Below are 14,330 nucleotides of genomic sequence, written 5' to 3'. Positions count from 1 at the left end.
TCCTTTGATTACTTAACGGCATCAAGTGAAGCAATGTCATTCACTGCTGCTGATTCAAGCGATTTAATAATGCGCTTAGTCAGGCCCGTCAAAACTTTGCCTGGACCAACTTCAAGCAGCTTTTCTATGCCTTGCTCACTCATCAACTGTACACATTCCGTCCAACGAACAGGGCTGTATAGTTGACGAACTAACGCATCTTTAATTTTGGCCGGATCAATTTCTGCTATTACATCCACATTATTGATAACCGGAATTTGTGGTGCATGAAATTCAATCGATTGTAATGCAACCGCTAACTTGTCTGCTGCTGGCTTCATTAAAGCACAGTGAGAAGGAACAGAAACTGGCAATGGCAGCGCGCGCTTTGCTCCGGCCTCTTTACATAACTGACCCGCACGTTCAACTGCATCTTTATTGCCTGCGATGACAACTTGACCTGGCGAGTTAAAGTTAACCGGTGAAACCACTTCACCTTGAGCAGCTTCTTCACACGCTTTTGCTATCAGCTCATCATCAAGACCGATAATAGCCGACATCGCGCCTACGCCTGCCGGAACGGCTTCTTGCATTAACTGACCACGCAGCTCTACTAATTTGATGGCTTGCTTAAAGTCAACTACACCTGCACACACCAGTGCGGAATACTCACCCAAGCTATGGCCAGCAAGCAAGGCTGGCTGCTCTAAACCTAGGCTTTGCCATAACCGCCAAAGGGCAACAGAAGAAGCGAGTAATGCCGGTTGAGTACGAGAGGTTTGGTTAAGATCTTCTACTGGGCCATTTTGTACCAATGCCCATAAATCATAACCCAGCACTTCAGAAGCTTCGGCAAATGTCTGTTGAATGACATCATACTGCTGACCAAGCTCTGCAAGCATACCAACTGATTGCGAGCCTTGACCTGGAAATACGATAGCAAACTTGCTCATTGTTTGTTTCCTTAAGTAAAAACAAGAGGTTGAACCAACCCCTTAAAATAAAAATCTATCCGCTTAAAACTTAACGAGTGCCGAGCCCCAAGTAAAACCACCACCGAAGGCTTCAAGCAATAACGTTTGACCACGTTGAATTCGACCATCTCGCACGGCTTCATCGAGTGCGGTTGGGACAGTAGCGGCAGACGTATTACCATGGCGATCAAGCGTTATTACGACTTGGTCAAGTGACATCGATAGTTTTTTCGCGGTCGCGGAAATAATGCGATAGTTAGCTTGATGAGGCACTAACCAATCTAATTCTGATTTGTGCATGTTATTGGCAGCAAGCGTATCTTTAACAAGCTTAGAGAGTTGCGTCACTGCCACTTTAAAGACTTCATTACCCGCCATATAAAGCCATTTATCAGCATCACCACCACGCTCTGGAACAGGTAAACTCAAGAGCTCGCCAAACTCACCATCAGAATAGATATGAGTCGACAAAATTCCTGGCTCTTCACTTGCACCAATAATGACAGCGCCTGCGCCATCACCAAATAAAATGATTGTCGAGCGGTCTGTTGGATCGCAGGTTTTAGACAAGGCATCAGCACCAATGACAAGAATGTTTTTACACATACCCGATTTAATGTGTTGATCTGCAATCGATAATCCATAGACAAAACCCGAACAGGCCGCCGCTAAATCAAAAGCAGGACATCCTTTGATGCCAAGCTTGCCTTGTACCTGACATGCCGCCGAAGGAAATGCATGGCTACTGCTGGTTGTGGCAACAATAATCAGATCAATATCGTTTTTATCAATGCCAGCCATTTGAATGGCATTTTGCGCTGCATAGAAAGCCATATCCGCAACGGTTTCATTCTCCGCGCAAATACGGCGCTCACGAATACCCGTACGGGCAATAATCCACTCATCGCTTGTCTCTACCATTTTCTCTAAATCTGCGTTGGTACGCACCTGAGATGGCAAGTAGCTGCCAGTACCTAAAATTTTGCTATACATGAAGACTAATAATGCCTCTCGAGTAAAACCGCTTCCAAACGATCGCTTATACGGCTGGGGACTTGTCGTTTGACCTCGTGTACCGCTTCGGAAATCGCATTCACGACGGCGAGTACATCAGCACTTCCATGACTTTTTATGACAATGCCGCGCAATCCTAACAAACTTGCGCCGTTATACTGGTCGGGGTTCAATGTTTTTAGTTCAGTAAATAATGAAGAAAACAGTTTTCGTGCAATCCAACCCTTTATGGATGAGCCCAAAAGTTGGCTTTTTAACTTATCAATAAAGAGTTGTGCTGTGCCTTCACATGCTTTCAGGCAAACATTGCCGACGAAACCATCGCAAACAATCACATCAGCGACATCATCCAACAACTGATTACCTTCGATATAGCCGATATAGTTGACGGCCTGAGTTTGATTCAGCATTTCAGCGCAACGCTTCACTAAATCATTCCCTTTAATCTCTTCCGCACCAATATTAAGGATGGCAACTTTTGCAGAACGACCTAAATGCTGTTCGGCCAGCGCACTCCCCATGACAGCAAATTGAAACAGAGAATCTGCATCACTTGATACGTTCGCACCCAAATCCAGCATCCAAGTGCGTTGACCTGAAGCCGTCGGCAACGCTGAAACTAATGCAGGACGATCAATGCCGGGCAGCAATTTCAGACGAAAACGAGATAACGCCATGAGCGCACCTGTATTACCACCACTGACACAAGCATCAGCACGGCTATCAGAAACTAGGTCAATTGCGATGCCCATTGAACTTCCAGCACTATTGCGTAAGGCCAGAGAAGGTTTTTCGGAGTTAGAAATAACGCGGTCACTGTGCAAAATACTCAAGCGAGTATTAAGTTCATAACCTAATTGAGATAATTGATGTGTGATCAAAACTTGATCACCAACGAGGATCACTTTGAGCTCTGGGAAATGCGACAGTGCCTGCACGGCGGCAGGCACTGTTACGCGAGGACCGAAATCCCCGCCCATTGCATCAAGTGCAACGGTTAAATATTGCAAAGGTCAACCTTACTTGCTGATAACCTTTTTGCCACGGTAATAACCGTCAGCAGTCATGTTGTGACGTAGGTGAGTTTCACCTGAAGTCGCATCTACAGATAGTGCAGATGTAGTTAGCGCATCATGTGAACGACGCATGCCACGACGTGCGCGTGATTTTTTGCTCTTTTGTACGGCCATTGACCCTACTCCTTTGTCTTAACCTATAACGAATTATCGTTTTAAGTTTTTTAAAACATCAAATGGATTCGGCTTTTCTTCCGCTAGTTCTTCTGGAAGTTCACCAAATACTAAATTGTCTGAATTAACGCTACATTCCGCTCTATCGTGCATTGCTACTTGTGGCAAATTAATGATGAACTCGTCTTCAACTAATTGTACAAGGTCGATCTCACCGTACTCATTCGGATCTACCAAATCGTACTCTTCCGGTGCGTCTTCATCCGTTTTACTCCCCAAGTAAGGAGTATACTTGAATTGGACTTCGCACTCATGTGCGAAAACTTTGTTACAGCGTTGACACTCTAAATCGACAGAGATGTTAGCTTTACCAGAGATAACAACTAGTCGCTGTTCATCAAGCCCAAATGACAATGAGACTTGTGCGTCGCGTTTAACGCCTGCGACTGATTCTTCTAAACGCTTAAAAAGACTGAGTTGGATGATACCATCACAATCAAGTCGTTTTTGAGCTGCTTTAGCCGGATCAATCGATCGCGGTATTTTTACCTTTTGCATAGGGCGCGAATATTATCTTCCAAATCGGTTTTAGTCAAAGAAAAAGGCAAAAAAGTTCGTTTTTCCCCCTTTCCACTGAGAGAATTATGTACAGCATGTCTGATTGATATATGCTGCGGTAAAATTCGCAGCAATTCTAAATCAAAATGCAAAATTACCAACTAGTTTTAGCATCTACTTCGCCGTTTCGGCAGCAATTACTTAAAAAGCTGGATTTACCTTTTGTTACCTGCTCGCCTAATTGCGACGAAACTCCGTTACCTGGTGAGCCCGCACAAGATCTGGTGACTCGTTTAGCGGAAACGAAAGCAAGATCTTGCCATCCAAACCAACCCAGTTTAGTCATCGGTTCTGATCAAGTTTGCGTGATTGACGGTGAGATTATTGGCAAACCTCATACTCAAGAACAAGCCATTAAACAGTTACTCAGACAAAGTGGAAAAGCCATCACTTTTTATACTGGGCTTGCGGTTTACAACTCCGTCTCCCGCCAATGCACGGTCACCGTAGAACCCTTCACGGTTCATTTTCGCTCTTTATCTACCGAGATGGTGACGGCTTACGTGGCAAAAGAACAACCACTACATTGCGCAGGTAGCTTTATGTGTGAGGGCCTGGGCATTGCACTTTTTGAACGTTTAGAAGGTGATGACCCTAATAGTTTGGTTGGACTACCATTAATTAAGCTAGTCTCAATGCTTGAGTCTCAAGGCATTACCGTTTTAGGATAATGATTAAAAGTGAGCGCCTTGATCCGCGCTCACTTTTATACCATGACTTCGACCATTACTTTATGTTTCTACTATGTTGCTACTCGTTAGCGAATGAAAGCTGGCCTTAAGCGTTTCTCAATTTGACTAATGCTTGCTCTAGTTGAGTATCGAGTGGTGCATTAATGTCCATTAACGCCTCTGTCGAAGGGTGAACAAAACGAATATTCGCCGCGTGTAAGAATAATCGGTCAATGCCAAACTGTGCGGTATATGCGTCAAAACGGCGGTCACCATAACGATCATCCCACGCAATCGGGTGCCCTGTATACTGAGTATGAACGCGGATCTGATGAGTACGGCCAGTGATCGGACTGGCTTGCACCAAAGTTGCTTGTGCAAACTGTTCAAGGATCTTAAAGCGCGTTTCCGATGCTTTACCGTTTGGATTGACTCGCACAATGCTGTTCACTTCATTTTTCAATAGTGGCGCATTCACGACTTTACAGCTGCTTTTCCATTGCCCCATAACTAAAGCAAAGTAATATTTTTGAATCGTTTTTTCTCTAAACTGGGCTTGGAGATGACGCAGCGCGGAGCGCTTTTTAGCCACTAATAAAATGCCCGACGTATCGCGATCGATACGGTGCACCAATTCCAAAAAGCGAGCTTCTGGGCGCAATGCCCGCAGCGCTTCAATTGCGCCAAATTTCAAACCACTCCCACCATGAACAGCCGTACCGGAAGGTTTATTCAGAATAAGTAAGTGCTCATCCTCAAAAATAATGCAGTGTTCTAGCTCGGCGACTTTACTCAATTTGGTATTGGGTGTGTTACTCTCTTGATCCGACTGTTCGAGAGTCACTGGTGGTATTCTCACCACATCACCAGCCGATAACTTATATTCTGCTTTGATGCGTTTTTTATTTACACGAACCTCTCCTTTGCGCAGGATTCGGTAAACCATACTTTTGGGAACGTTTTTTAATTGGTTACGCAAAAAATTGTCAATGCGTTGACCAGCCATATCTTCATCGATATCGATGAGCTGGACTTGGGTTCTAATTTCACTCATGGGCGCCATTGTACCACTGTAAATTGTTTAAATTCACATTTTCTTCGCCACAAAAAAGAATATTTTCATCTGCTGTTTAATGGCAAATTGGCGAGAATTACACCAATTGAAATGTGACTGTGGATAAAATTAAATATTACCCATTACAATTCTTACTTTAACAACTAAAACTCTTTGATAAACATTAAATTAGCCATCTAACTTTTAGACCTATTCTCATTTTTTTGACCTGTTCATAACAAAGCAGATTGCTGTGTTTACCTGTCACTGCTATAGTTCACAGCTGCAATGAATGATTCGGTGATTTTTTATTCTTTACCGTCCATTTTTGAGCAAAATAGTGAGTAGACTGCTAAGCGTCAATGTGCTGCACATGGCGTAAGACACTATTGAGCGAAGCTATCTTGTTGCTCTACTCATCGTCATTTCATGTTGAGTATTTTCCGCCAATACGCGGATCGCAGGCAATCGTGTGCGTGCGATAACTGAAGTGCCCTAGAGCATCCCCTCCAGCCGGGAGGCTGCACCTTTTAGTCATGGGATCTGGCACCGTGAAAACGAAACCCAGCAACAAGTCCAATAATCAAAACTAAAGAAAGATAACGAGATTTTTAAATGAAAAGAATGCTAATTAACGCAACTCAAAAAGAAGAGTTGCGTGTCGCGCTGGTTGATGGCCAACGACTTTTTGATCTAGACATCGAAAGTCCAGGGCATGAATCTAAAAAGGCGAACATCTATAAAGGACGTATCACCCGTGTTGAACCGAGTTTAGAAGCTGCATTTGTTGATTACGGCGCTGAACGTCACGGTTTCCTTCCTCTCAAAGAAATTGCCCGCGAATACTTCCCTGATGGCTACACTTACCAAGGCCGTCCAAACATCAAAGAAGCGCTTAAAGAAGGCCAAGAAGTTATTGTCCAAGTTGAAAAGGAAGAACGAGGCAGCAAAGGCGCTGCGTTGACCACTTTCATTTCTCTTGCTGGTAGCTACCTAGTTCTTATGCCAAACAATCCTCGTGCCGGTGGTATTTCACGCCGTATCGAAGGCGATGAGCGTACCGAATTAAAAACCGCATTGAGCAGTTTAGAGCTTCCTCAAGGCATGGGCCTTATCGTTCGCACTGCAGGTGTGGGCAAAAGTGCGGAAGAGCTAGAGTGGGACTTAAACGTTTTGCTCAATCACTGGAGCGCAATCAAACAGGCTTCCGATTTGCGTCCTGCACCGCTACTTATTCACCAAGAGAGCAACGTCATTGTACGCGCAATTCGTGATTATCTGCGTCGTGACATTGGTGAAATTCTAATTGATAGCAACACAATTTATGAACGTGCCCTTGAGCACATTCGTTTGGTGCGTCCTGATTTCGTGAGTCGTGTAAAAAAATACGACGGTGAAGTACCCCTATTTAGCCATTACCAAATTGAAAGCCAAATCGAATCGGCTTTCCAGCGTGAAGTGCGTTTGCCTTCTGGTGGCTCTATTGTTATCGACCCAACCGAAGCATTGACCTCAATTGATATCAACTCTGCTCGTGCAACAAAAGGCGGCGATATTGAAGAGACGGCGCTTAACACCAACTTAGAAGCAGCCGATGAAATTGCTCGCCAATTACGTCTGCGCGATTTGGGCGGATTAGTGGTTATCGATTTCATCGATATGACTCCTGTTCGTCACCAACGTGAAGTAGAAAACCGTTTACGCGATGCCGTACGCCTAGATCGTGCTCGCGTACAAATTGGCCGAATTTCACGTTTTGGCTTGTTAGAAATGTCGCGTCAGCGCTTGAGCCCATCACTTGCCGAAGCAAGTCACCATATCTGCCCACGCTGCTCTGGTACCGGAGTGGTTCGTGATAATGAATCTCTTGCGCTCTCTGTTTTACGTCTCATTGAAGAAGAAGCACTAAAAGATAATACCGCTCAAGTTATGGCGGTGGTTCCCGTTCCTATTGCATCTTATCTACTCAATGAAAAACGTCGCTCAATCAATCATATTGAACGCATTCAAGAAGTCGAGATCACCATTGTCCCTAACTCTGAAATGGAAACGCCTCATTTTGAAGTGATCCGTGTCCGTGAAGGGGAAGAGCAAGAAATACTCTCTTACTTAGTGCCAATGAAACTAGAAGCACTGAAAGAAGCAGAAGGTAAAGAAAGCTCAGATATCGATTTCAAACCAAAACGCATTGAAGAACCAGCGTTGAAAGGGTTTGCTGCTCCAGCACAAACTATTCCAGCTCCAACACCTAAAGCAGAAGTAGCGGTTCCAGTCAAAGAGATCGCTGTTGAACCAGGCAAACCAGGTCTATTTGGCCGCATCGTTAAAGCTCTTGGTAGCATCTTCTCAACCACCACGGAAGAGGTGAAAACTGAGGAAGAGCAACAAAAACAAGAAAACGAACGTAGCCAAGCACCACGCCAGCGTCGTGATCGAAATGACCAACGTCGTCGTAACGGACGCGGTGAAAATGTTAATCGCGACAACGCAAACCGTGACAGAAACAAACGTAAACCTGTCAATACCTCTGCTCTTGTTGAAGAAACACAAGACAAAGAAATTGTTGCTACCAACGAGCCTCGTAAGACACAAGCTCGCAAGCCAAAACAAGAGCGCCGCAACAAGCGTGATGACAGCAAATCTGAAAAGTTAGCGGAGCAAGGGCTACAACTTGCGGCTGAAGCGCAAGCCGTTACCTTGACAGCGAATGAAGATAAAACGGAAGAGAAAACGGCAAAAGTCAAAGAACGCCGTCAACGCCGTAAGTTAAACAAACAAGTTCGTGTAAAAGATCAGACAATCGCTCAAGAACAACCAGAAGCTGAAATGTTGATCAATACAACTCCGGCAGCAGAGGTTATTGAAGCCGTAAAAGCTGAAACAGTACAATCTGTTGAGACATCGGTCGTTACACCAAACGACGACAATGAGAATGACGATCAAAATCAACGTCGCAATCGCCGCTCCCCTCGTCATTTACGAGCCAGTGGTCAACGTCGACGCCGTGGTCGTGATCGTCGCCCTAACCCATTCCGTTTACGCAAAGGTGGGGTTGCCTCTCCTGAGATGGCAATGGGTAAAGTGATGCCTCGCTATGACCTCTCTAAACCTGTGTATCAAGCACCAGTAACAGAGCAAGTCGCAGCGGTTGAACCTGTTCAACAAGTGGCAGATGTCGTAGATAACAATACTGAGATAACGTTAGGTGGTTTTGCTTTCCCTGAAATGGCAATGGGTAAGGTCATTATTCGCCACGAAGAGAACCAGAGCGTCGTTGAAGAACCTGTTACAGTCTCTTTACAGGACGCTATTGAACCTCAAGTACCATCGACAATGGTAACAGAATCGGTTTCAGTCACAGAATCGGTCACTGTAGAAGCCGTTATTTCAGAGCCAGTGATCGCAGAAGTTGTTATTGAAAAGACTACCGCTATTGAGCTCGTTGTCGAAGAAAAAGCCACGACAGAGAAAGTACCAGCATTGAAGGTTGAAGCAGTAACTAAGGCACCTGAAGCCGTATTACCCAAAACAATCAAAGCGCATGCATTCTCTCCGATGACCAAAGCCTCAGGCTCTTTGTTGCTCAAAGAGATTGAAATCGTATCAGCACCTTTCCATGCTGAACGAATTGCAACTCGTGCAGCAGGCAGCCAGTCAGCGCAAAGTCAAGCTGGTGCGGCAATGACTAAACCACAGTATTAATCTCTGAACCGAGTTTAAATACCATTAAAGGGCTGCATTCGCAGCCCTTTTTATATTCCGCTTGCTCAATATCTCTGCATCTCATAGCATTGCCTCTTTCTTGTCACTCAAAATGGACTTCCATGACTTGGATCTTATTCACCCTTCTGGCCGCATTCATGCAATCTTGGCGCAATGCATTCCAAAGTCGCTTAGCAACTGAGGTCAGTACTACTGGTGTTACCCTTGCCCGCTTTCTTTGGGCTGGCCCTATCGCGGCTCTCTATCTCATCACTTTGTATCATTTCATACCCGCGAAATTACCTACATTGTCATTGACCTTTATCGCTTTCATTATCGGCGCGTCATTGATGCAAATCGTCGCGACTGCGCTCATGGTTAAGCTGTTTAAATTAAATAACTATGCTGTAGGTGCTGGGCTAGCCAAAAGCGAAGCCTTAGTTGCCGCTATTTTAGGAATGATTTTTTTTGGGACTCATTTGACAGGCTTGGGCTGGATTGGCGTCATCGTTGGTGGCATTGGTGTATTTTTGATGAGCACGCACGGCAATATTAAGCAGCTTTCAATGCCAACTGTTTTACTGGGATTAAGTTGTGGTAGTGCCTTTGCGCTCACTTCATTGTGGGTACGTGAAGCCAGTTTAGCGCTTGGCTTACCCTTTCCACACAGTTCTGCTTGGGTATTATTGTTGGTCATTTCACTGCAGACTTTATTACTGCTAATTTACCTAATGGTGACCGACAACAACTCATTAAAACAGTTATGGGTAAGACCTAAGCTAACGCTATTAACCAGCACAAGTAGCTGTCTTGGTTCTATTGGTTGGTTCAGTGCAATGTCTCTTCAAACCGTGCCTTATGTAAAAACTTTAGGCCAAATTGAGATCTTTTTTACGATGTTAATTTCTATTTTTTGGCTAAAACAATCGGTGAAAATTAAAGATGGGCTGGGGCTTGTTCTAGTCGCAATTGCCGCTATCTTAGTCATGTGGGGATAGATACCCATCCACGCTTTGATGATGAAGTTACTCGATACAAAAAAAGCCTCACCAGACGGTGAGGCTTTATCTTTTCCCGATAGAGATTGTTTCGTGCTAGCGAAAATCTCTCAATAACTCAGCTTACTTTTTCTTTGCTGGTTTTTGGTCATCTTTCTTCTTGATAACGGTAGTGCCTTCGAAAGTTTCACCTTCAACAAACGCTGTACCATAGTAAGCCGCAAGAAGTACTTCTTTTAGCTCAGAAATCAGTGGGTAGCGTGGGTTTGCACCAGTACATTGGTCATCAAACGCTTCAACTGATAGCACGTCAACTTTTGCGAGGAAATCCGCTTCATTCACGCCAGCCGCTTGGATAGATAGCGGGATGTCGAGATCTTTCTTCAGCTCTTCCAACCAAGTCAGTAGACGTTCAATCTTCTGAGCAGTACGGTCGCCCGCTTGGCTCAAGCCTAAGTGGTCAGCCACTTCAGCGTAACGACGGCGTGCTTGTGGACGGTCGTATTGAGAGAACGCAGTTTGTTTGGTTGGGTTATCATTCGCGTTATAGCGCACAACGTTAGAGATAAGCAATGCGTTAGCAAGGCCGTGCGGGATGTGGAACTCAGCACCGATCTTGTGCGCCATAGAGTGACATACACCTAAGAACGCGTTAGCAAAAGCAATACCTGCGATAGTCGCTGCATTGTGCACTTTTTCACGAGCAATTGGGTCTGCTGCGCCATTTTTGTAGCTTGATGGTAGGTACTCTTTCAGCATCTTAAGTGCTTGTAGGGCTTGACCATCAGAGTATTCGTTCGCAAGAACAGATACATAGGCTTCAAGAGCGTGAGTCACAGCATCGTAACCACCAAATGCCGTTAGAGACTTAGGCATATTCATCACAAGGTTCGCATCAACGATAGCCATGTTAGGTGTTAGCTCATAATCCGCTAGTGGGTATTTAGCACCTGTTTTGTCGTCTGTTACAACGGCAAATGGTGTGACTTCTGAACCTGTACCTGAAGTAGTCGTGATACAAACCAATTCTGCTTTTTGACCCATTTTAGGGAACTTGTAGATACGTTTACGGATATCCATAAAGCGCATTGCAAGCTCTTCAAAGTGAGTTTCTGGGTGCTCATACATAACCCACATGATCTTCGCCGCATCCATTGGTGAACCACCACCAAGTGCTAGAATCACGTCTGGTTGGAAACTCTTCATTGCTTCAGCGCCTTTCTCTACGACAGATAGAGTTGGATCAGCTTCTACATCAAAGAATGTTTGAACTTCCATACCGTTTGACTTCAGCAGAGTCACTACGTCGTCTGCATAACCGTTGTTGAATAGGAAACGGTCAGTAACTAGGAATGCGCGTTTTTTGCCTTCAAGATCGCTCATAGCGATTGGAAGGCTACCACGACGGAAGTAAATTGACTTAGGTAGTTTATGCCACAACATGTTTTCAGCTCGCTTCGCAACAGTTTTCTTGTTGATTAGGTGCTTAGGACCTACGTTCTCAGAAATCGAGTTACCACCCCAAGAACCACAACCTAGCGTTAGAGATGGTGCAACGTTAAAGTTGTAAAGGTCACCAATACCACCATGAGTGGTTGGGATGTTTACAAGAATACGCGCCGTCTTCATTTTGTCACCAAAGTAACGGATACGGTCTGCATTAACGTCTTGGTTAGTGTATAGACCAGAAGTGTGGCCGATACCGCCGATTTCTACCATTCTTACTGCTTGTTCTACCGCGTTCTCGAAAGAAGTCGCGCGGAACATGCCAAGTGTTGGAGAAAGTTTTTCATGTGCGAATTCATCGTCATAAGAAACTTCGCCAATACCTTCACCGACAAGGATTTTAGTATCTGCTGGAACTTTAACGCCCGCCATTTCAGCGATGGCTGTTGCTGGTTGGCCTACGATTTTCGCGTTTAGTGCGCCATCGATAAGCAGTACCTTACGTACTTTGTCTGCGTCTGCTTTACTTAAAACATGCGCTTTATGGCTCGCGAAACGTTCTTTTACTTCGTCATACACTTCGTCCATAACGATAACCGCTTGCTCAGAAGCACATACCACACCGTTATCGAATGTTTTAGACATAAGAACAGAAGCAACTGCACGTTTGATGTCTGCCGTTTCGTCGATTACAACTGGAACGTTACCTGCACCTACACCGATTGCTGGTTTACCTGACGAGTAAGCTGCTTTCACCATGCCAGGACCACCTGTTGCAAGGATAAGTGTAATACCTTCGTGCTTCATTAGCGCGTTAGATAGCTCAACTGAAGGTTGATCAATCCAGCCGATGATATCTTTTGGCGCGCCAGCTGCAACTGCTGCATCTAACACGAGTTTAGCTGCATCGTTAGTTGAATTTTTCGCACGTGGGTGTGGCGAGAAGATGATACCGTTACGAGTCTTCAAAGAGATGAGAGATTTGAAGATTGCAGTAGAAGTAGGGTTAGTGGTTGGAACGATACCGCAGATGATGCCTACAGGCTCAGCGATAGTCATCGTGCCTAGGTTTTTATCTTCTTCAAGAATGCCACACGTTTTTTCGTCTTTGTATTTGTTGTAGATGAACTCAGACGCAAAGTGGTTCTTGATTACTTTATCCTCAACAATACCCATGCCTGATTCCGCTACCGCTTGCTGCGCTAGAGGGATACGAGCTTGGTTAGCTGCTAATGATGCTGCGCGGAAAATTTTATCTACTTGCTCTTGAGAGTAAGTAGAGAATTCTGCTTGAGCCGCTTTAACGCGCGCTACTAGAGCATCAAGTTCAGCTAAATTAGTTACAGGCATAATGGATCTCCTAAAAATAGAAAAATGTTAAAAACTCTTTATTAAGTTTGCAGCTTTGTGTTTTTGTTTTTTCTCAACAACTTAAACAATGACAGACTTAGTAAATTGCTTTCAGGACTGAGTATAATATTTCAGAGTGTGAAAAAAATTGACTCAGATCAGTTCTCAAAAACTAATTACCCAATTAGGGGTAACCACCCTACAAAATCGCCCACAAGACACTGAAAACAAACAAAAAACATATAGATAATTAAATGAATAAAAAACATTTACTTAAACAACGAAAACTATAAAAACTACAACAATCTGTAAAAAAGTTTCATTTTTGAGCGATAGATGAATGAACACACCTCATTTTACGTGCTACTGAGAGTATATCGACTCTCACTTTTACCACCAGCTAGGAGCACTAATTTTATTAAAAATGTGCAGATGTTAACAGTTGAGCAAAAAACAACACCACTCACATACATTAGAAAAACAATTGTAAAACGTTTTCTTCATTGAATTAGTTTTTCTCAGCAATAAAACCCCAATCGCTTTAGTTTTTTTCATTCGTGCTATCCTTTGCTTTCGCTTACATTAGCCACGTAATATTTCATCGAAATGATCCATTAGAGATAAATGCCATGCAAACCTTTGAGTTAGCCATTTTCCTGCAGTTTTTCTTAGGCCTTGTAGCCGCTGTGAACCCCGTGGGGATTATGCCAATATTTGTCTCTCTCACTGGGCATATGACGCAAGAAGAGAAACACAAAACGGCGGCTACAGCGAATATTGCTGTGGCAATAATTTTGATTACCGCACTGCTTGCTGGGCAGATGTTACTGGATATGTTTAGTATCTCTTTAGATTCGTTTCGAGTAGCTGGTGGCCTATTGCTGCTGAGCATCGCGTTTTCGATGATGAGCGGTAAATTGGGTGAAGATAAACAAAACAAACAAGAGAAATCTGAATACATTAGCCGTGAACAAATTGGGGTTGTGCCACTCGCTATGCCTTTAATGGCAGGACCGGGTGCCATCAGTTCAACCATAGTGTATGGCTCTCGCTACCCAAGCATGTTCGATACCGTGGGCATTATAATCACTGTGGTGTTATTTAGTTTAAGCTCTTGGCTGCTGTTTCGTTCAGCGCCCTATATTGTCCGCTTCTTAGGTCAAACGGGTATCAACGTGATTACGCGGATCATGGGTTTGATACTAGGCGCACTCGGTATTGAGTTTATTGCCAATGGGCTCAGAAATTTATTTCCTGGCCTTGCATAACCGCGGTTAACATCGTCACTGTTACTACTGTTACTACAGACAAAAAGCATAAAAACATAAAAAAAG

General features: G+C 44.2%; 11 protein-coding genes. 4 read left to right on the top strand and 7 right to left on the bottom strand.

Annotated features, from left to right (window positions below):
- Positions 1-8: 8 nt before the first annotated feature.
- The 5 genes from fabD to yceD form a co-directional block, all read right to left on the bottom strand.
- Complete coding sequence (gene fabD, locus N5E84_RS03310; RefSeq protein WP_017045257.1) at positions 9-932, bottom strand: ACP S-malonyltransferase; 924 nt, start codon at positions 930-932, stop codon at positions 9-11.
- A gap of 63 nt (positions 933-995) precedes the next feature.
- Positions 996-1,946 (bottom strand): beta-ketoacyl-ACP synthase III, encoded by a 951-nt coding sequence (locus tag N5E84_RS03305; RefSeq protein WP_010319117.1) that lies wholly within the window; start codon positions 1,944-1,946, stop codon positions 996-998.
- A gap of 5 nt (positions 1,947-1,951) precedes the next feature.
- Positions 1,952-2,977 (bottom strand): phosphate acyltransferase PlsX, encoded by a 1,026-nt coding sequence (plsX, locus tag N5E84_RS03300; protein WP_017042562.1) that lies wholly within the window; start codon positions 2,975-2,977, stop codon positions 1,952-1,954.
- Between the two features lie 9 nt (positions 2,978-2,986).
- On the bottom strand, positions 2,987-3,157 hold the full coding sequence (rpmF, locus tag N5E84_RS03295) for a 50S ribosomal protein L32 (RefSeq protein ID WP_010319119.1): 171 nt from the start codon (positions 3,155-3,157) through the stop codon (positions 2,987-2,989).
- A gap of 33 nt (positions 3,158-3,190) precedes the next feature.
- Entirely contained in the window at positions 3,191-3,715 is a 525-nt protein-coding gene (gene yceD / locus N5E84_RS03290; RefSeq protein ID WP_010319120.1) for a 23S rRNA accumulation protein YceD, read from the bottom strand.
- A 146-nt stretch (positions 3,716-3,861) separates the two neighbouring features.
- Between yceD and N5E84_RS03285 the strand changes: the two genes are divergently transcribed.
- Positions 3,862-4,446, top strand: a complete 585-nt coding sequence (locus N5E84_RS03285) for a Maf family protein (protein WP_019281525.1) — start codon at positions 3,862-3,864, stop codon at positions 4,444-4,446.
- 106 nt (positions 4,447-4,552) lie between these two features.
- Here the strand turns inward: N5E84_RS03285 and rluC are convergent, their stop codons facing one another.
- Positions 4,553-5,500, bottom strand: a complete 948-nt coding sequence (gene rluC / locus N5E84_RS03280; protein ID WP_029388080.1) for a 23S rRNA pseudouridine(955/2504/2580) synthase RluC — start codon at positions 5,498-5,500, stop codon at positions 4,553-4,555.
- 615 nt (positions 5,501-6,115) lie between these two features.
- On the opposite strand from rluC, the gene rne reads away from it, so the two are divergent.
- Both rne and N5E84_RS03270 read left to right on the top strand, forming a co-directional pair.
- Entirely contained in the window at positions 6,116-9,202 is a 3,087-nt protein-coding gene (rne, locus tag N5E84_RS03275) for a ribonuclease E (RefSeq protein WP_069211944.1), read from the top strand.
- 122 nt (positions 9,203-9,324) lie between these two features.
- On the top strand, positions 9,325-10,200 hold the full coding sequence (locus N5E84_RS03270; RefSeq protein ID WP_069211943.1) for a DMT family transporter: 876 nt from the start codon (positions 9,325-9,327) through the stop codon (positions 10,198-10,200).
- A gap of 123 nt (positions 10,201-10,323) precedes the next feature.
- On the opposite strand, the gene adhE is transcribed toward N5E84_RS03270, so the two are convergent.
- On the bottom strand, positions 10,324-12,996 hold the full coding sequence (gene adhE / locus N5E84_RS03265) for a bifunctional acetaldehyde-CoA/alcohol dehydrogenase (protein ID WP_019281523.1): 2,673 nt from the start codon (positions 12,994-12,996) through the stop codon (positions 10,324-10,326).
- 629 nt (positions 12,997-13,625) lie between these two features.
- Here adhE and N5E84_RS03260 point away from each other — a divergent pair.
- Positions 13,626-14,264, top strand: coding sequence for a YchE family NAAT transporter (locus tag N5E84_RS03260; RefSeq protein WP_010318853.1), 639 nt, complete (start codon positions 13,626-13,628; stop codon positions 14,262-14,264).
- The last annotated feature ends 66 nt before the right edge of the window (positions 14,265-14,330 follow it).

Source organism: Vibrio sp. J502 (assembly GCF_025397955.1).
Classification (GTDB): Bacteria; Pseudomonadota; Gammaproteobacteria; order Enterobacterales; family Vibrionaceae; genus Vibrio; species Vibrio anguillarum.
The sequence above is the reverse complement of the archived record's forward strand: the minus strand, read 5'-3'. Positions and strand labels throughout refer to the sequence as shown.

Excerpts from the sequence above, each read along its gene's own strand:
- fabD (WP_017045257.1), bottom strand. The coding sequence starts at position 932 with ATGAGCAAGTTTGCTATCGTATTTCCAGGTCAAGGCTCGCAATCAGTT.
- N5E84_RS03305 (WP_010319117.1), bottom strand. The coding sequence starts at position 1,946 with ATGTATAGCAAAATTTTAGGTACTGGCAGCTACTTGCCATCTCAGGTG.
- rpmF (WP_010319119.1), bottom strand. The coding sequence starts at position 3,157 with ATGGCCGTACAAAAGAGCAAAAAATCACGCGCACGTCGTGGCATGCGT.
- yceD (WP_010319120.1), bottom strand. The coding sequence starts at position 3,715 with ATGCAAAAGGTAAAAATACCGCGATCGATTGATCCGGCTAAAGCAGCT.
- N5E84_RS03285 (WP_019281525.1), top strand. The coding sequence starts at position 3,862 with ATGCAAAATTACCAACTAGTTTTAGCATCTACTTCGCCGTTTCGGCAG.
- rluC (WP_029388080.1), bottom strand. The coding sequence starts at position 5,500 with ATGAGTGAAATTAGAACCCAAGTCCAGCTCATCGATATCGATGAAGAT.
- rne (WP_069211944.1), top strand. The coding sequence starts at position 6,116 with ATGAAAAGAATGCTAATTAACGCAACTCAAAAAGAAGAGTTGCGTGTC.
- N5E84_RS03270 (WP_069211943.1), top strand. The coding sequence starts at position 9,325 with ATGACTTGGATCTTATTCACCCTTCTGGCCGCATTCATGCAATCTTGG.
- adhE (WP_019281523.1), bottom strand. The coding sequence starts at position 12,996 with ATGCCTGTAACTAATTTAGCTGAACTTGATGCTCTAGTAGCGCGCGTT.
- N5E84_RS03260 (WP_010318853.1), top strand. The coding sequence starts at position 13,626 with ATGCAAACCTTTGAGTTAGCCATTTTCCTGCAGTTTTTCTTAGGCCTT.